Here is a 19,744-nt window from a genome sequence, read left to right on the forward strand (position 1 = left end):
CATAACGCGGATACCGCCGCCGTTTGCCCGCCTACTGCGCGGATTCGCGCGGATAAAAATACAAGCCGGCAACGCTCAACGCACCGGTCATTCCTTCCTTCGGCACCGCCGACACCAGAAAACGCCTGTGGGCGCCTCGCATTTCGTCAGGCGTGCAGCGCGCCGCCCGGGTGAACACGAGCTGCCAGTTTTGCGCGATGCAAAACGGCACGCTGCCCTGACGCTTCGCGTATGCTTCGATGCCCACCAGAATTGGCCACAGCCGTTCCCAATCCGCGGATCCATCGAGGTCGAAGACCGCGATGCCGCTCCCCGCGTTGAGATTGCGGATAGTCGAGTAAGCAGCCGGAATTCGCGGATCGTCGTACTGGGAAACGTTTTCAGGCGGCTGATGAATCCGGATCGCCGTGAAAGCCGCCACGATCACACAAACGATCACGGCAACGGGCACGGTCGCCGCTGTCACATTGTCGAGGAAGCGCTTGACCAGCAGCGTCAGCGCCAGAGCAGGAACGACGTCGTAGAAAATTCCGACATAGGTCAGCGAAAGATCGTCGACGCCGAAAGCGGCATAGAAGACGAAGGCGACTGTCGCGCTCGCTAGCGCCAGCGACAATGCACGCTCAGGCGCGACGCGGCTTTCATTGTCGCGCGCGGGATCGTTCGTCACGAGCACAGCACAAGCCGCCGCGCCCAGCAGGATGCCGAAGAGTCCACTACTCCAGAAAACTCCGGCGAAACGCGCGGCGTCCACTAAACGATTCGCTCGGTGGACATGGCTAAAAGCGGCATATTCAGCGAGCGGTCCGGGAAAATGAAGGATCGTCTGGATCGCGAGAGGAATGAGGAAAAGCGCCACGATCGCCAGTGCAACGGCAATCGTTCGAACATTGCCCGCGAGGAATTGCCGGCTCAAGACCCAGGTTTCACTGGAACCCGATCTGACGGAAATCCAGGTATTGGCTATCAGCGCGCACCCCAGCATGACGGCCGTCATACCCAGAAAAGAAGCATGACCGTTCAGCAAAAATCCAAGGCTTACGGCAAGGAGCATAAGCCCGTCTGCGCGTCCCATGATCAATGCGGCGACGGACACAGTGAACGCCGCAAAAGCAAAGTAGTAGAGATGCGGGAACCAGGGACCCGCGAAGGCCTGGTAGTTGATGTAAGCGGTGACACCAACGAATAGGGCCGTGGTGACGACGGCTGCCGCGGTGGCGTCCCTCGCCGCCTGCTGCATCCTGAGCAAAAGCGTCCCGATTGCCGCGATCCAGAAAGCGGAAAGCAGCGCGACCGCAAGGATCTGACCGGAAAACGGCGACGCGACCGCGTGCGTCAGGTCGAAAAATACGATCTCGCCCGCGGCAAGCGCGTAAAGAAGCGCAGGACCAGGATGATTGAACCCCACGCGCGAGTAATGTCCGACGAGCAGCTTCAGATGCTTTGCATCGTCGATCAGCAACGAATTCGCCGCAAAGTCTCCGACCTCGTGCAATTGCGCCGACGGAAAGGTCTGACCGAACACGATGATGAACAGCCAGACACAGAGCGCCGAAATAACGAACGCTGCCAACCCTTTGAGCATCGAACACCTGTTTTCGTTTTATCCAACCAGATGGAAAACAGGATTCTAAGGTAGCTGTCGGCGCGCTATGTCATCGACAGCCACGCATTTCTTCCGGCCGGAAACTAAGCTGCCGCCCCCGACTCTTCGAGCCGGAACACGGCAATGGCATCCTTCAGAATGACCGCCTGCTCCTCCAGCGATTTCGCCGCGGCCGCCGCCTGCTCGACGAGCGCCGCGTTGTGCTGGGTGACCTCGTCGATCTGCGACACCGCCTTGTTGACCTGCTCGATGCCGTCGCTCTGTTCGAGTGCCGAGGCCTCGATCTCGCTCATCACGCCGGTCACACGCTCGACGGCCTTCATCGCTTCCTGAATCGTCTTCTGCGCATCCGACACCAGCGACGCACCTTCCTCGACCTTCGCCGCCGACTCGCCGATCAGCTCCTTGATCTCCTTGGCCGCCGCGCCGGAGCGCTGCGCGAGGCTGCGCACTTCCGAGGCGACCACCGCGAAGCCGCGGCCCTGCTCACCCGCGCGAGCCGCTTCGACGGCCGCGTTCAGCGCGAGGATGTTGGTCTGGAACGCGATCCCCTCGATCATGCCGATGATCTCGGTGACCTTGCGCGACGAATCGCTGATGCCGTCCATCGTCTCCGTCACGCGCGACACCACCTTGCCGCCGCGCGTGACCGTATCGAGCGCGCCGTGCGCGAGGCGGTTCGCCTGCTTCGCGTTGTCGGCGTTCTGCTTCACGGTCGCCGACAGCTGCTCCATACTCGCCGCGGTCTCCTGCAGCGCGGCCGCCTGCTGCTCGGTGCGCGCCGACAGGTCGGCATTGCCCGACGCGATCTCGTTCGCGCCCCGCGTGATCGCGCTCGTGCTGCCGCGCACCTTGCCGACCGTTTCGACGAGGCCGTCGCGCATCCGCGTCAGCGCGCCGAGCAGCTGGCCCATCTCATTGCGCGATTTCACCTTGATCACGACGCTCAGGTCACCGGCCGCGATGCGCTCGAAGTGCTTGACCGTCGCGTTGACCGGCTTGATCAGCGCCGACGACAACGCGACGCGCGCGCCCACGGCAATCACGAGCGCGATCACCGCGATCGCGCCGAACAGCACTGTCGCGAGCTGGAAGCGGCGCGCGCCGGTTGCGGCCTGCTGATGCTGATTGTCCATTTGCGCTTTTTCGAGCGCGTCGATCGCCTTCGAGTAAGACGCGTACAGGCTGTTCGCGGTATCCCCCTGGATGGTACGGAAGGTGTTGAAGTCGAAGTCGGTCAGTGCCTTGAATTCCGGTTCGATCGCCTTGTCGACGAGCGCCGCGCGCGCTTCGCCGACGCTGTGCGCGAGCTTGCGCTCGGCGTCGCTCGCGAACGGGCCGGCCATGTAGTTGCGGAAGTCGTCGTTCGATTCGACCAGCACCTTGTGCGCGGCCGGCAGCAGATCGTCGGTCTGCTTGCCGATACTGAACAACGTCTGATAGGTGCCCAGCGCGAGCTGCACCTGCAGGAGCTTCTCGGAACTGGCCTTCAGATGCGACAGCGCGGCCTCGCTGCGCTGCGTGTCGTCGAGGCTGTCGTTGGCGAGCTTCAGCGCGCCGTATCCAACAGCGATGACTGTCAGCAGGAAGGCGACGAATACGCTGATCACGAGCGTCAGTCCGCCGCGAATTGTGATGTTGTTTAGCATTGGGTCTCCGGAACGCCTTTGTTGCGCGCGACTGACACTTCGTCGCATCCAGGTTTACGGTTGCGGCGCGCATGCGGCGCATAGGGGGAATCCATGAGGAGCGAGTGCTGACGGGCCTCTGAGGGCCGCCTCGATCTCGCTATCTGGGATATTCCTGCTGGCCCTCCTGAAAGCTTTGCGTCCCTGCCGCGCGCCGGCCGCCGTGCGTTTCGTTTGTATAATTCCGCGTCTTCGCTCAGGCCCATTTTCATGCTTAGTTTTGCGCTCGGCTTTCTCGTCTCTCTGCTGATCACGCTGTTGATCGTGCGCTATGCGCATCTGCATGAAAAATTTTCGACCGATACGGATCTGGCCGGCGTGCAGAAATTCCATGTGCGTCCGGTGCCGCGCATCGGCGGGACCGGGATTCTGCTCGGGCTGCTCGCCGCCGCGATGCAACTGCATCGTGCGTATCCGGCCGTGTCGGGCAGCATTCTCGGGCTGATCGCGTGCGGCATGCCGGCGTTCGGCTCGGGGCTCGTCGAGGATCTGACCAAGCGCGTGTCGCCGCTCGTACGCCTCGTCTGCACGATGGCGGCCGCCGCCCTCGCCTGGTTCTTTCTCGACATCGCGGTCACGCGCATCAGCGTGCCGCCGCTCGACTTTCTGCTGTCATATGCGGCGATCTCGTTCGTGGTCACGGTGCTCGCGGTCGCGGCGCTCGCCAACGCGATCAATATCATCGACGGCTTCAACGGCCTCGCGTCGATGGTCGCGTTCATGATGTTCGCGTCGCTCGCGTACGTGGCGTTCCAGGTGCACGACCCGGTCGTGCTGTCGGCGTCGTTCATGATGATGGGCGCGGTGCTCGGCTTCTTCATCTGGAACTTCCCGGCCGGGCTGATTTTTCTCGGAGACGGCGGCGCGTACTTCATCGGCTTCATGCTCGCCGAGCTGTCGATCTTGCTCGTGATGCGCAATCGCGACGTATCCGCGTGGTATCCGGTGCTGCTCTTCATGTACCCGATTTTCGAGACCTGCTTCTCGATCTACCGCAAGAAGTTCATTCGCGGCATGTCGCCGGGCATTCCGGACGGCGTGCATCTGCATATGCTGGTCTACAAGCGGCTGATGCGGTGGGCGGTCGGCGCGCGCACCGCGCGCGAGCTGACGCGCCGCAACTCGCTGACGTCGCCGTACCTGTGGCTGCTGTGCCTGATCGCGGTCGTGCCGGCGACGCTGTTCTGGCGGCACACGCTGCATCTGTTCTGCTTCGTTGTCGTATTTGCGGCGACTTATGTGTGGCTTTACGTGAGCATCGTGCGGTTCAAGTCGCCGAGGTGGATGGTGGTGAGGAAGGGGAAGCGGTAATTCCTCGAAATTCATTAATGCACGCGAAAAAAGACCGTGCGACCTCACACGGCTGTTCTAACTAGTCGCTCGCCTCCGACTAGGGAAGGTCGGATATGTCGTCAACCTTCGTTATTTTCCAGATGCCACCAAAATTGCGCATGAACACAATCACGCTCAATTTGTCCTTCGAACCGAACGTAACCGGCACGACCGCGACATGGCCTAACATCACTGCTGGATGAACTGCAATGTCGGCGAGCCAATCATTCTCATCTTCATCTTGCACCTTAAGAAAGTAGTCACTATCGCCGGGCAACCTGTCGTGTTCATAGTCGTCTCGTAGCTTGCTGACTGTACCTTTCGCCACGTAGTCAAAGATTCCTTCGTCAAGCAACGGAAACGCCAGGTTTGCACCTACCAGGAATAAAACGCCTTTGCTTGCCCTTCCGGCGTCGTTTGCGTGGTAGCGGAAAACGCCGATTGCCAAAAGACGAAGGCCAATAGCGCGAGAACTGAAAGAAAGCGCTTGATGTGCATGTCAGTCGTGGCGGTAGATCTTGTATGAGGGCCTTGTGGTTCGGTAGTCTGGACGGGATAAAATCCATCTGGACCGGGCCGCTGCCTGAAGTCGGATATCCAGATCGACCCATCGAAGATCGCCATGTGTCCATGTGGATGCCTCCTGGTGGCTTGTATCACGATGACATCACCTTACGCACAGGCCCGGAAACCTCGTAAAACCCCGCTTGAACAAGGTGTGAGCCATAGTCCTTTGCGCTGTTGGTTGGCGCAACGGTGACGCCGCCCCATTGAATCGCCTGCCGAACAAATTTCGCGCAATTCTGCGTGCTGTGTCCCTTAGCGTTGCTATACGCGAAATCTGCAGCCAAGCTCCCGTTATACGTCATACCGGTTCCCTTAAAGAGTGAAGAATGCCGCTAGGACACCCCCGTCTTTGGAACACTGATCTTCGATGTTGTGGGGACATACCGGGCGGCGATGGTTCAATGCTAGGTGTATGTGCCGGGCGCTGGCTTCAGACCACTCCGAAAAGCCGGGGCGTGCGCGATGGTCGTCAACTCTGATGGGCAAAAAATAAGCCCCGTCGTCGGGGCTTTCGTCTACTTCGTGCGATACCGCCGCCATAGCTTCATGATCGCCATATACGCCAGTGCCGCCGCGATCAGTTCAATCGTTACCCACACCAGGTAATACAAATCTTCGGGGTCGCGGACACCAAGCCCGCTCGAAGCAGCAAACCATGCGCGCGACTCGCTTTCTGTCCATTCATAGGGGTATGGACGGACATAGAGAAGGGAGAGATAGAACAGGCCAATGAACAGCGCGACCTTGAACACCCTACGGGCAAGTATTGCCATATGTGATGACCTCAATTGTTCCGTAGGCGCGAAGCCCCGAAGTGCGCGCGGGAATCGTTATTCAAGAGAAATTTGCCGGTGTAGGCCATGTGTCACGCCTCCTGATTGCGCTGACCGTAAGTCGTTGGGTCCTGCATAGGTTCCTCCCGTTGGTGAGCCTTGACCGTAAGCACGCGTGCCGCTGGCGCGCTACAGCTCGATTCCGGTTTTGCCGCCTCTTTCACCTGGACAAAAAAAGCGCGCCTCAGGGGCGCGCAAAACATTTGCATCACAGATAAAAGAGCCAACAGAGCCGCCACCTCAGCGGGAATGACATACTGGGCGGCGGCGGTTCAATGCTACATGTATGTGCCGGGCGAAGGCTTCAGCCAACTCCGAAAAGCCGGCGCGCGCGCGTTGGTCGTCAACTCTGAGGGCCAAAAAAGAGCCCCGCCGCCCAGGGCTTTCGTCTACTTCATACGATAGCACCGCCATAGCTTCATGATCGCCACATACGCCAGCGCCGCCACGATCAGTTCGATAGTCACCCAGAACACGAAATAGAAGTCCCTAGGGTCCTGAACACCGAGCCAATCAGAAGCCGCCCAATATGCGTTCGACTCGCTTTCTGTCCACACATTATTTGGCGGGACATAGCGAATCGACAGCAGGAACAACGAAATGAATAGCCCAATCTTGAACAGCCTACGGACAAGTGTTGCCATGCGTGATGACCTCGATTGTTCCGTAGGCGCGAAGCCCCGAATTGCCGGCAGGAGTCGTCATGGTGTGCAGCAGTGAGTTACGGATTCTCAGGAAATCCGTACGGCTCGGCAGTGTAATACAACCAAGTGATACGCCGTCACCGCCTGCCGGATGTAGCCGGAAATGCCCGCGCTTGACACCATTGACCCATGTAAAGTCATCAATGCTCCCGTCATCCCGATACAGGGCGAACCATTCAGCGTGATATGTCGGCTTTCCCCGGGAGGCATTCCATTCATCTGCCAACCACGCCCGAGCCTTGGAACGTATGCCGCCAGTCGGACGGTCAACGATCCAGTATTTGCCGGCGGGAATCGGCCCCTTGTTGGGCACCGCCGTGCAGCCGCCCCGATTGCGGTATTGCCGGTCACCCGAATAAGCGTTGAACGTTCCAATGCCAGAAATGATGAGCGGTGATAGTGGCTCGTTATTCACGAGAAATTTGCCAGTGTAGGCCATGTGTCACGTCTCCTGATTGCGCTGGCCGTAGGTCATTGCGTCCTGCATAGGTTCCTCCCGTTGGTGAGCCTTGACCGCAAGCACGCGTGCAACTGGCGCCCTACAAGTCGATTGCGGATTTGCCGCCTTTTTTGCCTGGACAAAAAAGCGCGCCTCGAGGGCGCGCAAAACATTTGCATCACAGATAAGAGAGCCAACAGAGCCGCCACCTCAGCGGGCTGACATACTGGGCGGCGACGGTTCAATGCTAGGTGTATGTGCCGGGCGCCCGCTTCAGACAACTCCGAAAAGCGCGGTCGTGCGCGATGCTCGTCTACTCTGATGGGCAAAAAATAAAAAAGCCCCAGCAGGTCTGCAGGGGCTCATATCGATAAACATCCACCGGCCAATTTCAACGGGTCGAATGACCTACCTTCTGGGGCGACTACGCCGACGACTCGCGACAGCGAACCGCCTACGACACTCGCGTCGCCGGCGCCACACTACGCAGCGTCGTCGCCGTCGCCGGCAGATACTCCGGCACCCAGCGCCGCAGATCGCGCCGCACTTCATCGTCGGCCGGCACGCGATGCTGCATCAGCCACGGCAGCAGGTTGTCGATCAGGCTGTCCGGCACCTCGCGCGCCTGCGCGATGCGCAGCTTCGGGTGCGGCGTGCGCGTGGTGGTTTCGTCGTCGGCGAGCAGTTCCTCGTAAAGCTTCTCGCCCGGGCGCAAACCCGTGAACACGACGCGAATCTGCTCTTCGGTGAAGCCGTACAGGCGGATCAGATCGTGCGCGAGATCGGCGATACGCACCGGCTTGCCCATGTCGAGAATGAAAATCTCGCCGCCGCGCCCCATGCTCGACGCCTGCAACACGAGTTGCGACGCCTCCGGAATCGTCATGAAGAACCGCGTGATTTCCGGATGCGTGACCGTCACCGGCCCGCCGCGCGCGATCTGCTCCTGAAACTTGGGAATCACGCTGCCCGCGCTGCCGAGCACGTTGCCGAAGCGCACGGTCTCGAACTGTGTGCGCCGTGCGCCCTGCTGCTGCAGCGCCGAGCACGCCATCTCCGCGAGCCGCTTGCTCGCGCCCATCACGTTGGTCGGGTTGACGGCCTTGTCGGTCGAGATCAGCACGAAATGCGCGACGTCGTGGCGGATCGCCGCGCGCGCGACGCGGTACGTGCCGAGCACGTTGTTGCGCACCGCCTGCCACGTGTTGACCTCTTCCATCAACGGCACGTGCTTGTAGGCCGCCGCATGAAACACGATGTGCGGACAGTAGCGCGCCATCACCTGATCGAGCAGCAGCGAATCCTTCACGTCGCCGACGAGCGGCACCACCGACACTTCCGGATACTTGTCGCGCAGCTCTTCGTTCAGGCGATAGATCGAGAACTCGGAGATGTCGAACGCGACCAGTTGCACCGGACCGAAGCGCAGAATCTGCCGGCACAGCTCCGAGCCGATCGAGCCGCCCGCGCCCGTCACCATCACGACGCGGTTCTTCAGCAGCGCGGCGACGTGCTCGGTGTCGATCGTCACCGGGTCGCGGCCGAGCAGGTCTTCGAGATCGATCTGCCGCACCCGCGACAGGAATGCCTGGCCCTGCGTGAGCGGCGTGAGCGCGGGCAGCGTCATCGCGCGTACGCCGGCGCGCACGCACAGCGTGGCGATGCGCCGATGCGCTTCCACCGACGCCGACGGAACGGCGATGATCACGTGCTCGACCTTCAGCTCCGTGCAGATTTTCTGCAGATCGCTGATCGCGCCAACCACGCGATAGCCATAGATTTCACGGCCCTGCTTGATCGGATCGTCGTCGAGCAGACCGACGAGGCGCCATTGGCCCGAGCGCTTCAGCTCGCGCACGAGGTTCGCGCCGGCATTGCCCGCGCCAAGCACGAGCACCGGCTTGCCCTGGCCGACCAGCCCGCCGTAGCGATAGAACTCCTTGGCCGCGCGATACAGTGCGCGTGAACCGCCCATGGTCAGGAACAGCAGCATCGGCGACACGATCAGCACCGAGCGCGGCACAACCGGCGCGGGCTGCAACAGCGCCGAGCCGATCACGACGACGAGAGCGCCGACGCCGATCGCTTTCGCGATCCGCACGAGATCGGGCAGGCTCGCGAACACCCACATGCCGCGATAGAGGCCGTAGCTGCGAAACATCACCGCGTAGATCAGCAGCACCCACACGAGTGCATGGAGCCCGCTCGACCAGAACGGCGCGGGCACCGGTCCGTTGAACCGGATCACATAGGCCAGCATCCAGGCCATGGCCACCGCGCACAGGTCGAACGCAAACGCACTGAACGAAAGCCATCTGGCTTTGAAGCTTTTCATTGCGCAGAACCTCAGATTGGCCCGGAACGGGACACATGGCGCCGCCAGCGGCGATCAATACACAGCCCTGCTATGACCAGCACGACGGCCCATGCGACGACAACCAGCCATTGATACATAGGAGCGAATTGTAGCGCCCAGAGAGCAAGCATTATGCCCGCCGCCATGAACAAGTACCAAATCCACGCGGTCGACGCATGCCCCAAACCCGACTGCACCAGTCTTTGATAGTAGTGTTCACGATGCGCCTGCCAAAATTTTTCACCGCGCAGCAGGCGCTTGAGCAGCGTGACCGACGCATCGCCAATAAATGGCGCAAAGCACAGCGCCGGAAACCACACCGGCCACACGCCTTCGCGCCACCCCCAATAGCCGAGCGCGCCGGCCAGAAAGCCGAGCGGGATCGAGCCGGCGTCGCCGAGAAAGATGCGCGCTGGGTGAAAGTTGAACAGCAGAAAGCCCGCGGCCGCGCCCGCGACGATCAGGCTCGCCGTCGCGAGCGCCGGGTCCGCATGCGCCGACAGCGAGGCGGCCACCGCGTAGCCGCCGAAGCCGAACAGCGCCATGCCGCCCGCGAGGCCGTCCGAGCCGTCCATGAAGTTGTAGAGATTGACGAGCCACACGAGTAGGACCGCCATGCACGCGAGCGCCCACCACGGCACGTCGGCTGGATAGACGGCGATCAGCGCCGCCACCGCCGCCGCATGGCCGCCGAAGCGCACCCGTGCGGGCAGGCCGCGGCGATCGTCGATCTGCGAAAGCGCCGCGAGCAACGCCGCGGCAAGCGCGGGCAGCCACAGCGACGGCACCGCGAGCGCGATCAGCAACACTACGACCGGCACGATGCCCCAGCCGCCGACGCGGGGTGTCGGACGCGTGTGCAGCGAGCGGTCGTTGGGGATGTCGGTGGCGAGCCGCCACGCGAGGCCGGTGCGCAGCAGCGTCCACAGGATCGCCGCGCAGGCGGCCAGCGCGGCGACGCCCCACGGCAGTAGAGAGACGACGGAAGAGGCGGAATGTGCGGCGAGCGGCATCGTCGATAGCGTTAGCGGATCAGGTCGGAGTCGAGGCGGGTTCGGTACGTGGTCAATGCGTCGAGCGATACCACGCGACGGTTTCGAGCAGCCCATGCTCGACCGTATGCGGCGCAGACCAGTTAAGACATTCGCGGATATGCGAACTGTCGACCCTCAGCTCGCCGATCAGCCGGTCGATCTGCGCCGAGCGGCCGGTCAGGCGGCCCGCGACACGCAGCAGGCTGGCCGGCACCGGCACGAGCCGCGCGGGCACGTGAAGCTGGGTGGCCAACAGCCGCGCGAGCTCCGGCACGGTGAGATCGCGGCCGTCGGTCACGTGAAAGGTTTCACCGGCCGCGCGCGGATCGGTCGCGCAATGCACGAGCGCGTCCGCGAGGTTATCGACGAACACGAGGCTGCGCAGCGCGGTGACCGCGCCGAGCGGCAGCGGAATGCCCTTCGCGACCGCGTTCATCAGCTGCAGGAAGTTCGCGCGCACGCCCGGTCCGTAGACCAGTGGCGGGCGCACCACGACGATTTCCAGTCCCGCCGAGCGGCCGTAGTCGAACAGCGCGCGCTCGGCTTCCAGTTTCGAGATGCCATATGCATCGGACGGCGCGGGCTGATCCGTTTCGGCGATCGGCCGGCCGCTGCTCGCCTCGCCCACCGCCTTGATGCTGCTGACGAACACGAAGCGCCGCACGCCCGCGCGCCGTGCCGCGGCCGCGACCCGCAAGCTGCCCTCGACGTTGGTCGCACGATAGGCGGCGAGCGGCTCGGTCAGCGTTTCCTGCATCACGTGCACGCGCGACGCCAGATGGATCACCGCATCGCAGGTGAGAGCGACCGGCCAGCGCTGGTCGATACCCGCGAAGTCTTCGGTATCGAGCAGCCATTCGCGCACGCCCTCGGCGGCCGTCTGCGGCCGGCGCACCGCGCCGGTCACCCGATCGCCCCGCCGCAGCAGCGCGCGCGACACCGCCTGGCCGACGAAACCGTTGGCTCCGGTGACGAGGATCTGCAGACTCATCGCAACGCTCCGTCACGCACTTCGCGGCGCCCGACTTCGCCGACGCCATGCCGCGCGACCCACGCAAACAGACGGTCGCCGTCAGGACTCGACACGGCCGCAAACGGCGGGAAAGGCGGATCAGACACGATACAATCTGGCATCGGCGGTGCTTTCTCAGGAAGTCTGGCTGGGAACGTATTGTATTCGGGCGACACCCGTCGCGGCCTGCGAGTCGTCAGGGATGGCAGCGCGTCACCTGGGCGCTAGAATGTCTGCGCCGCCGCGACCACGCCGGCAGCCCCAACACGCGGCACGAGCGTCGGGCCGTGATAATAAAACGGACCTGCGCCCGCTGGCGCGTCGTTCGTACACTTCGTAACAACTCAAACATATTCGCGCATGTGGAATTCGTGGTATCGATCCGACGTGCTCGACAACAGCACACTCAGGCCTGCTCGCTGGCCGTGCGAACAGGCCCCGGCCCGCGCACCGGCAAGTCAACGCCTGAAGGCCGCGCAAGCGCGCGGCGCGCATCCACGTGAATGCCCCGAAACCTGCCGGTCTCGCCGCCGATCCCGCGCGCTACGCGCAGCGGCGTGCCACGACGTGCTGGTCTGAAGAAAAGAACTGTTTGAGCGACTAGAGTCCGATCTATGAAAGTGCTGTTCGCCACCTACCCGATGGCTTTCCACACCCCCGGCGGCGGAGAAATCCAGTTGCTTGCGTATCACAAGCATCTGCCCGCGCATGGCGTCGACGTCACGCTGTTCGATCCGTGGAAGCCGCGTTTTCTCGAACACGACGTGGTGCATTTCTTCTCGTGCGTCGGTGGCTCGGTGCACCTGTGCAACTTCGTCAAGCAACTCGGCTTGCCGCTCGTCGTGTCGTCGAGCCTGTGGGTGACCGAAGAAACCAGGCACCTCTATCCGATCGGCGAGATCCATCATCAGTTTTCTCTCGCGGACCGTGTGGTCGCGAACTCCGAGATCGAGTGCGATACGCTCGCGCGCATCTTCGATCTGCCGCGCGAAAAATTTGCGAGTGTGCTGAACGGCGTCGAACCGAGCTTTTACGAGCCAGTCGCGCCGGAGCCGTTCCGCCGTGAATTCGGCATCGAAGAACGCTTCATCCTGAACGTCGGCAACATCGAGCCGCGCAAGAACCAGCTCGCGCTGATCCGCGCGATGAAATCGTTCCCCGAACTGAAGCTCGTGCTGATCGGCCATCAGCGCGATCCCGAATATGCGAAGACGTGCTTCGACGAGGGTGGCGAGCAAGTCGTCTACGCCGGCACGCTGCCTCACGATTCGCCGCTGCTGCGCTCGGCCTACGCGGCTTGCGAAGCGTTCGTGCTGCCGAGCACGCTCGAAACGCCGGGGCTCGCCGCGCTCGAAGCGCATGCGGCGGGCGCGCGCATCGCGGTGACGAAAGTTGGCTCTACCGAAGAATATTTCGCGCAGCATGTCGCCTACCTGGATCCGTTCGACGTCGACAGCATTGCCGGTTCGATCCGCGCGGCGCTCGCGCAACCGCGCGGCGCTGGCGCGGCCCCGACGCGAGATCTGGCCTGGCAGGCCGTCCTGTCGCCCCTGAAAGACCTCTACGATTCCTTGCTGACGAAATGACAAATCCCGTGACGAACATCATGAAGAACTTTGAACTTCGTCCCCTGAATCACGTCGAGGCCGCCTCGAATTCCAGGTTCGCGTGGAAAGCGACGAACAGCGATCCACAGTTCGAGCTCACGGGATGGGAGGAGCTGTCGGGTCGCGCCGCGCGCATTTCGTTCGAGCTTGCGAAAGAAGACATGCCGGCCTCGCCGTGCATGATCTACTTCGATGCGGGCGCGGGCATGTCGGAGCACGCGACTATCGGCCTCGTGGTCGACGCTAACGGCAAGGTGGATCAGGTGGTCGCGTTTCCGCCGCTGGTCGGTCCGCTGCGCCTCGATCCGATCGCGCGCTCAGGACTGTTTTCCATCAACGGCTTCAAGGTCGAACTGGTGGCCGACGCCGACTGCCCGACGGAGCTGCTCGAACGCGCACGCCGAATGGCGTCGTGGGGCGGCGGCGCGCAGCCCGCGCCGGCACCCACCGTCGGTCACACGTATCAGGAATGGATCGAGCGGCACGAGCCGCCCGCGTCGCATTACCCGGAACTGCGCGCGCGCTCGAAAACCTGGGCGCTGCAGCCGCTCATCAGCATCGTGATGCCGACCTACAACACGCCGGCCAAATGGCTGCGCATGGCGATCGATTCGGTCGTCGACCAGGTCTATGAAAACTGGGAGTTCTGTATCGCCGACGACTGCTCGACGAACCCCGAGGTCAAGCAGGTGCTCGACAGCTACGCGGCGAAAGATCCGCGCATCAAGATCGCGTATCGCACGACCAACGGCCACATCAGCAACTCGAGCAACACGGCGCTCGAACTCGCCGTCGGCGACTTCGTCGGCCTGCTCGACCACGACGACGAATTGCATCCGCTCGCGCTCTACTGCGTCGCCGAACTGATCAACGCGCATCCGGACGCGACGGTAATCTACAGCGACGAAGACAAGATCTCGATCGACGGCGTCCGCTCTGACCCGTACTTCAAATGCGACTTCAACTACGATCTGTTCCTGAGCCAGAACATGATCTCGCATTTCGGCGTGTACAAGACTTCGGTGATGAAGGAGGTCGGCGGCTTCAGAGCCGGCTTCGAAGGCTCGCAGGACTATGACCTCGCGCTGCGCGTGATCGACCGCGCGGGCCATCACACGGTCTATCACGTGCCGCGCGCGCTGTACCACTGGCGCATGATTCCCGAAAGCACGGCGGCCGGCCACGAAGCCAAGCCGTATGCGCACATTGCTGCGATGCGCGCGCTCGACGAACATCTCGCGCGCAACGGCATCAACGCGCACACCGAGCACGCGCCGGGCACGGATGCGTTCAACAAGGTCGTGTACGACCTGCCCGAGGTGCTGCCGTCGGTGGAGATCATCATTCCGACGCGCGATTCCGCCGGACTCGTCGAGCAATGCGTGGAATCGGTGCGGCAGAAGTCGAGCTATCCGAACTTCCGCATCACGATCATCGACAACGGCTCGGTCAAGCAGGAAACGCACGACCTGTTCGCCCGCCTGCAACAGGACGAGCGCATCAAGGTCATACGCGACGATTCGCCGTTCAACTACTCGGCGCTGAACAACCGCGTCGCGCTCGCGAGCACCGCGGACTTCGTGTGTCTGATGAACAACGACATCGAAGTGATCAACGCCGACTGGCTCGAGGAAATGGTGTCGGTCGCGTTGCAGGCGAATGTCGGCGCGGTCGGCGCGAAGCTGCTGTATCCGGACGACACGATCCAGCATGGCGGCGTGGTGCTCGGCGTCGGCGGGATCGCGAGCCATGCGCACAAGCATTTCCCCAATACGCACCCCGGCTACTTCGCGCGCGCGCGCCTGCGCAACGCGATGTGCGCGGTGACCGCCGCGTGCCTGCTGATCCGCCAATCGATCTACAAGGAAGTCGGCGGCCTCGACGAACAATTACACGTCGCCTACAACGACATCGATTTTTGCTTGCGCGTGCGGCAAGCGGGCTATCGCAATGTGTGGACGCCCTACGCGGAGCTTTATCATCACGAATCGGCAACCCGCGGCGCCGAAGACACACCGGAAAAAATCAGCCGCTTCAACCAGGAATCCGAGTTGGTCAGACAGCGCTGGGGACATCTGTTAATGAACGACCCCTGCTATTCACCGAATCTGACACTGACTGCCGACGATTTTTCTTTTGCTTGGCCTTCAAGGATTGCAAATCTTGATTAATCTGGGACCCAAAAAAAATAAGACCGGATGGCTGGCGGAGTACCGCCATCCATCGCCGGGGGAACTGTTCTGCCTGCCGAGCGCGATCTACTTTCTGATGAAGTTCAGAGCCGATCTCGCACGCTTCAATTCCAAAGTGCTCGATGACCGCGTCACGCTGTACTTCTGGTGGGAAATGTCGGCGCGCGAGACGTATCCGGACTTCGACTGGGTACTGCGACAGGAAGACCTCGAATATCTGCGCCGGCTCGATAACGACACGCTGATCGAGCGGCATCCGGACGCCGTCACGTACTGGCTCGGTTCGACCAAACCGAGCGTGCTCGATGCGAAGCATCTGAGCGAAACGCTGCACGAACCCGTCACCGTGCTCGAAGAAGCCGGCCTGCAATTGCCAAAGCTGATGACGACGATCGTGCGCAATCGCGGCGATCTGTCCCAGGCGTTCAACCTGAACACGCTGACCGGCTATCTGAACGTCCTCGACTGGTGGGAGCAGTACGGTCAGGTCACCTGTCCGCGCGTGACGTGGCGTCCGCCGATCGCGTGGCCGGGGCTGCTGGAAGCGATCGACGCACCCGACTCCAGCGCGATGCCGTTTCCGCGCTTCCTCGCGCTCATCACGACCGAGCGGCCCGATCTGCGCAGCGCCTTCAATCTGAACAGTTTCACGTCGCGGCTCAACGCGCTCAGCTGGTGGGAAGACCACGGCCAGCGCGAGTATCCGCGCATCAAGTGGTCGCAGCCGCCGATCGGCGGCTTCATGCTCGAGCCCGAAGCGCCTCCCGCGGACGGCGGCCCTTACGTGCCGCGCTTCCTGTGCGAGATCTACAAGGACCGGCCGGACCTGCAGGCGACCTTCACGCTGCAGTCCTTCCGCGGGCGGCTCAGCTGCCTGTCATGGTGGATCGAACACGGCCAGCATCAGTACCACGCGATCAAATGGGTGCCGCCCACGCCGTCCGCCGCGATGTTCGAGCCGGAATTCGGCTCGCATGCCGACTGGCTGCCGGTGCCGCGCTTCCTGCGGCTTCTGCACAGCGAGCGCCGGGACCTGCAGGAGCTCTGCTCGCTCGACAGCTTCACCGGGCGCCTGAAGTGCCTGTCGTGGTGGATCGAGCACGGGCAGCAACAGTATCCGGCGATTAACTGGGGCGTCCCGCCGTTGCCCGACAGCCTGTTCAAAATGGAAGCCGGCGAGCAAGGCGCGCTGCCGCTGCTGCCGCGCTTTCTGCCGCTGATCTGGAACGAGCGGCCCGACCTGCAGGCGTCGTTCAACCTGAGCAGCTTCCGCGAGCGGCTCGCCTTCATTTCGTGGTGGGAAAAGCACGGGCACAGCGAGTACAACGCGATCGAATGGTCGCCGCCAGATCTCGCCGAAGCACGCGAGGGCGAATGGGTGCAGCCCGCCACGCCCGCGCTGATGTTCGAGCCCGAATGGGGCACGCACGCCGACTGGCTGCCGGTGCCGCGCTTTTTGCGGCTCTTGCATGACGAGCGCCAGGATCTGCAGGAACTCTGCTCGCTCGACACCTTCACCGGGCGTCTGAAGTGCCTGTCGTGGTGGATCGAACATGGGCAGCAACAGTATCCGGCGCTTCACTGGGTGATCCCGCCGTTGCCCGACACCCTGTTCGCCGGGGAAGCCGGCGAGCAAGGCGCGCTGCCGCTGCTGCCGCGCTTTCTACTGCTGATCTGGAACGAGCGCCCCGACCTGCAGGCGTCGTTCAACCTGAACAGCTTCAGCGAGCGGCTCGGCTTCATCGCGTGGTGGGACCAGCACGGCCACGACGAGTACTACGCGATCAAATGGACGCCGACTCATCTCGCCGAAGAACTCGCGAGAATCGACGACGAGCAGCCGGCCGACAACACGTCGCTGCCGCGCTTCCTGACGATGATCGCGAACGACCGCCCGGATCTGCGCGCCGTGTACGACCTGACCACCACGGAAGGCCGCGACCAGCTCGTGCGCTGGTGGAACGAGTGGGCGCCGAGCGAATACCCGCTGGTCGGCTCGCTGAAGGTGCGCTGGGCCGACAGCGCCGACGAAGAAGCCGATGACGACGCGCCCGAGCCCGCCCGTTATCACGCGCGCGTCGAAGGCATCGGCTATGAATTCGGCGTCAACATCATCGGCTTCCCGCAGGGCGTGCTCGGCCTCGGCGAAGACGCGCGCATGGCCGCGCGCGTGCTGCAACTGTCGTCGACGCCGGTCACGCTGCTCAATGCGCCGATGGCGGGACCCGCGCGTCTCGAACACTCGGTCGATCATCTGATCAGCGATGAGCTCAAGTACAACATCAGCCTGATCTGCCTGCCGGCGCCCGAAATGGTGCGGCTCGCGCTGGAAGGCGGCCGCAAGCTGATCGACGCGCCCACGCACAAGATCGGCGCGTGGCCGTGGGAACTGCCTCATTGGCCGAACGCGTTCGGCAACGTGCATCAGATGGTCGACGAAATCTGGGCGCAGAGCCGCTTCGTGCAGAGCGTCTACAGCCGGCTCGGCAACACGCCGGTCTACCAGATGCCGATGGCGGTCGAAGTGCCCGCGCCGCTCGAGCCGAAGCGCGAACGCTTTGGCCTGCCGACCAACGAGTTCCTGTTCTACCTGATGTTCGACGGCAACTCGTGGCTGAGCCGCAAGAATCCGCTCGCCGGCGTGCAGGCGTTCAAGCAGGCGTTCGGCAACAGCTCACCGGGCGTCGGGCTCGTCATCAAGGCGATGAACGTGCGCGACGACGACCCGGTGTGGCGCGCCGTGCTCGACCTGGCCGCGGGCGATAGCCGCATCCACATCGTGTCCGAGCGTCTGAGCCGCCAGGACTCGACCGACTTCATGGCCTGCTGCGACGCGTACATTTCGCTGCACCGGAGCGAAGGTTTCGGCCGCGTGATTGCCGAGGCGATGGCGTTGGGGCAGCCGGTCGTAGTCACGAACTTCTCGGGCAATGTCGACTTCTGCGAACCCGACACCGCATTTCTCGTAGACGGCGAACTCGTGCCGCTGCGTCCCGGCGACTACCTGTTCGCCGAAGGTCAGTACTGGTGCGATCCGGATGTATCGATCGCGGCGGAACAGCTCAAACGCATGATCGACGATGCGCCACTCCGTGAGCGCATCGCACTGTCGGGGAAGGCGCGCATCGAGCGCGATTACTCAGTTGAGGCAGTCGCACGCGCGTATGCGCGGCGGTTGAACGACATTGCGGAGGCGAAGACGACATGACGCTGAGGGTATGTGCTCCGGACATTTTCTCAGGCGATGCGGTGGGTAACCACTGCATCGGTTTCGTACGCATGGCTGAGCGTCTCGCCATGAGGGCCGAGCTGTATGCGAGCGGTTTCGAGGAGGGAACAAATGGAGTGCGCCCGCTCGACGCATTGTTTGAAGAGGTCACTCGCGACGATGTGGTCCTGCTGAGTTACTCGATCTACGATCCGTACCTCGAACGGATACTCGCGCTCGACTGCAGGAAGATCTGCTACGTCCACGGCGTGACGGACCCGCAGTTGCTGCGCGCGCTGGAACCGCGCACCGCGCAGTTGTGCGAGAAGGCACTCGCGCAATTGCCGCTGCTCGCGCGCGCCGACACCGTCGTCGCGAATTCGCGCAGCACGGCGGCGAGCCTCGCCGGCATCGTCGCGGCGCACGCCATCAAGGTCGTGCCGCCGATCTTTCCCGACATGTACGTGTTCCGGCGCGAACGGCCGCGCAAGGGCCGCAAGCGCCCTGAGCCCAACCTGCTGATGGTGGGCCGTGTGGTGCCGCATAAACGCATCGAGGACGGCATCGAGATTCTGTCGCTGCTGAAGCAGCGTGGTTTCGGCGCGACGCTGAGCATCGTCGGCAGCACGCCGAACTACGATTACCTGAAATTTCTGATCAATCACGCGCGGCGTCTCGGCGTGCTCGAGCAGGTCGACTTCAAGGGCATGCTCGACGACGCCGATCTGTTCGAATGCTACGAATCCGCCCACGCGCTGCTTGCGATGAGCCGCCACGAAGGCTTCTGTGTGCCGGTGCTCGAAGCGATGCATTACGGCAAGCCCGTATTCGTGCGCGGCGGTACGGCCGCTCAGGAGATTTGCCCGCCCGACTGCGTGTTCGACGCCAATGCCGAACTCGCCGCCTGGATACCGGTGATCACGCAGCGCCTCGGCCAGACCAACGGCCGCAGTCCGATCGACGCGGCCTTCGTCAAGCACGCCGACGGCGTCCTGCAACGTGCCAGCGACGAGGTATGGCGCAACGTTTTCATCAGCGCCGGTGTCGGCATCGCGGCCGCGTCAACGCATGCGCGCGCGGGTACGGCGAGCGCTTCCGCTGAGAAGAGATAGAGAGTCAGCGCCGCCGCTGACCAGCGCATATTCGGCATATCGGCGCGATCGAAC

15 protein-coding genes are annotated in these 19,744 nt (G+C 62.8%); 5 read left to right on the forward strand and 10 right to left on the reverse strand.

The features are described from left to right. Positions 1-31 precede the first annotated feature (31 nt). Together AB3X86_RS00810 and AB3X86_RS00815 are read right to left on the reverse strand one after the other, a co-directional pair. The gene (locus AB3X86_RS00810) at positions 32-1,585 is read right to left on the reverse strand and encodes a hypothetical protein (RefSeq protein ID WP_368594572.1); all 1,554 of its coding nucleotides are present in this window, start codon (positions 1,583-1,585) and stop codon (positions 32-34) included. A gap of 104 nt (positions 1,586-1,689) precedes the next feature. Beyond that, entirely contained in the window at positions 1,690-3,255 is a 1,566-nt protein-coding gene (locus AB3X86_RS00815) for a methyl-accepting chemotaxis protein (RefSeq protein WP_368594573.1), read from the reverse strand. Between the two features lie 249 nt (positions 3,256-3,504). On the opposite strand from AB3X86_RS00815, the gene AB3X86_RS00820 reads away from it, so the two are divergent. Then, the gene (locus AB3X86_RS00820; protein WP_368594574.1) at positions 3,505-4,605 is read left to right on the forward strand and encodes a glycosyltransferase; all 1,101 of its coding nucleotides are present in this window, start codon (positions 3,505-3,507) and stop codon (positions 4,603-4,605) included. 79 nt (positions 4,606-4,684) lie between these two features. Here AB3X86_RS00820 and AB3X86_RS00825 read toward each other — a convergent pair whose 3' ends face one another. The 8 genes from AB3X86_RS00825 to AB3X86_RS00860 form a co-directional block, all read right to left on the reverse strand. After that, a complete protein-coding gene (locus tag AB3X86_RS00825) occupies positions 4,685-5,074 on the reverse strand; it encodes a hypothetical protein (protein WP_368594575.1) in 390 nt (129 codons plus the stop codon). Positions 5,075-5,708: 634 nt separating this feature from the next. Continuing rightward, a complete protein-coding gene (locus AB3X86_RS00830; RefSeq protein WP_368594576.1) occupies positions 5,709-5,966 on the reverse strand; it encodes a hypothetical protein in 258 nt (85 codons plus the stop codon). A 449-nt stretch (positions 5,967-6,415) separates the two neighbouring features. Continuing rightward, positions 6,416-6,670, reverse strand: a complete 255-nt coding sequence (locus AB3X86_RS00835) for a hypothetical protein (protein WP_176121100.1) — start codon at positions 6,668-6,670, stop codon at positions 6,416-6,418. Further along, entirely contained in the window at positions 6,651-7,169 is a 519-nt protein-coding gene (locus AB3X86_RS00840; protein ID WP_176121099.1) for a DUF2778 domain-containing protein, read from the reverse strand. Before AB3X86_RS00840 ends, AB3X86_RS00835 begins: the two co-directional genes overlap by 20 nt. 454 nt (positions 7,170-7,623) lie before the next feature. After that, a complete protein-coding gene (locus AB3X86_RS00845; protein WP_176367702.1) occupies positions 7,624-9,504 on the reverse strand; it encodes a nucleoside-diphosphate sugar epimerase/dehydratase in 1,881 nt (626 codons plus the stop codon). Between the two features lie 11 nt (positions 9,505-9,515). Then, positions 9,516-10,538, reverse strand: a complete 1,023-nt coding sequence (locus AB3X86_RS00850; protein ID WP_368594577.1) for a glycosyltransferase family 4 protein — start codon at positions 10,536-10,538, stop codon at positions 9,516-9,518. A 52-nt stretch (positions 10,539-10,590) separates the two neighbouring features. Then, positions 10,591-11,550: an NAD-dependent epimerase/dehydratase family protein gene (locus AB3X86_RS00855; protein ID WP_368594578.1), complete on the reverse strand. Its 960-nt coding sequence runs from the start codon at positions 11,548-11,550 to the stop codon at positions 10,591-10,593. Beyond that, complete coding sequence (locus AB3X86_RS00860) at positions 11,547-11,678, reverse strand: hypothetical protein (protein WP_368594579.1); 132 nt, start codon at positions 11,676-11,678, stop codon at positions 11,547-11,549. The genes AB3X86_RS00855 and AB3X86_RS00860 overlap by 4 nt, the downstream gene beginning before the upstream one ends. A 507-nt stretch (positions 11,679-12,185) precedes the next feature. On the opposite strand from AB3X86_RS00860, the gene AB3X86_RS00865 reads away from it, so the two are divergent. The 4 genes from AB3X86_RS00865 to AB3X86_RS00880 are packed head-to-tail and all read left to right on the forward strand — an operon-like array spanning position 12,186 to position 19,690. Next, positions 12,186-13,157 carry a glycosyltransferase gene (locus AB3X86_RS00865; RefSeq protein ID WP_368594580.1) on the forward strand — a complete coding sequence of 324 codons (972 nt, stop codon included), beginning with the start codon at positions 12,186-12,188 and terminating at the stop codon, positions 13,155-13,157. Continuing rightward, complete coding sequence (locus tag AB3X86_RS00870; RefSeq protein WP_368594581.1) at positions 13,154-15,349, forward strand: glycosyltransferase; 2,196 nt, start codon at positions 13,154-13,156, stop codon at positions 15,347-15,349. The genes AB3X86_RS00865 and AB3X86_RS00870 overlap by 4 nt, the downstream gene beginning before the upstream one ends. Beyond that, the gene (locus tag AB3X86_RS00875) at positions 15,342-18,578 is read left to right on the forward strand and encodes a glycosyltransferase family 4 protein (protein ID WP_368594582.1); all 3,237 of its coding nucleotides are present in this window, start codon (positions 15,342-15,344) and stop codon (positions 18,576-18,578) included. Before AB3X86_RS00870 ends, AB3X86_RS00875 begins: the two co-directional genes overlap by 8 nt. Further along, positions 18,575-19,690, forward strand: a complete 1,116-nt coding sequence (locus tag AB3X86_RS00880; RefSeq protein ID WP_368594583.1) for a glycosyltransferase — start codon at positions 18,575-18,577, stop codon at positions 19,688-19,690. The genes AB3X86_RS00875 and AB3X86_RS00880 overlap by 4 nt, the downstream gene beginning before the upstream one ends. Positions 19,691-19,744: the final 54 nt, after the last annotated feature.

This window comes from Paraburkholderia sp. BR14374 (assembly GCF_040948685.1).
GTDB classification, from domain to species: domain Bacteria; phylum Pseudomonadota; class Gammaproteobacteria; order Burkholderiales; family Burkholderiaceae; genus Paraburkholderia; species Paraburkholderia youngii.

Bases quoted from the DNA above. Each gene is read 5' to 3' on its own strand.
- AB3X86_RS00810 (WP_368594572.1), bottom strand. From the start codon at position 1,585: ATGCTCAAAGGGTTGGCAGCGTTCGTTATTTCGGCGCTCTGTGTCTGG.
- AB3X86_RS00815 (WP_368594573.1), bottom strand. From the start codon at position 3,255: ATGCTAAACAACATCACAATTCGCGGCGGACTGACGCTCGTGATCAGC.
- AB3X86_RS00820 (WP_368594574.1), top strand. From the start codon at position 3,505: ATGCTTAGTTTTGCGCTCGGCTTTCTCGTCTCTCTGCTGATCACGCTG.
- AB3X86_RS00830 (WP_368594576.1), bottom strand. From the start codon at position 5,966: ATGGCAATACTTGCCCGTAGGGTGTTCAAGGTCGCGCTGTTCATTGGC.
- AB3X86_RS00835 (WP_176121100.1), bottom strand. From the start codon at position 6,670: ATGGCAACACTTGTCCGTAGGCTGTTCAAGATTGGGCTATTCATTTCG.
- AB3X86_RS00840 (WP_176121099.1), bottom strand. From the start codon at position 7,169: ATGGCCTACACTGGCAAATTTCTCGTGAATAACGAGCCACTATCACCG.
- AB3X86_RS00845 (WP_176367702.1), bottom strand. From the start codon at position 9,504: ATGAAAAGCTTCAAAGCCAGATGGCTTTCGTTCAGTGCGTTTGCGTTC.
- AB3X86_RS00850 (WP_368594577.1), bottom strand. From the start codon at position 10,538: ATGCCGCTCGCCGCACATTCCGCCTCTTCCGTCGTCTCTCTACTGCCG.
- AB3X86_RS00855 (WP_368594578.1), bottom strand. From the start codon at position 11,550: ATGAGTCTGCAGATCCTCGTCACCGGAGCCAACGGTTTCGTCGGCCAG.
- AB3X86_RS00865 (WP_368594580.1), top strand. From the start codon at position 12,186: ATGAAAGTGCTGTTCGCCACCTACCCGATGGCTTTCCACACCCCCGGC.
- AB3X86_RS00870 (WP_368594581.1), top strand. From the start codon at position 13,154: ATGACAAATCCCGTGACGAACATCATGAAGAACTTTGAACTTCGTCCC.
- AB3X86_RS00880 (WP_368594583.1), top strand. From the start codon at position 18,575: ATGACGCTGAGGGTATGTGCTCCGGACATTTTCTCAGGCGATGCGGTG.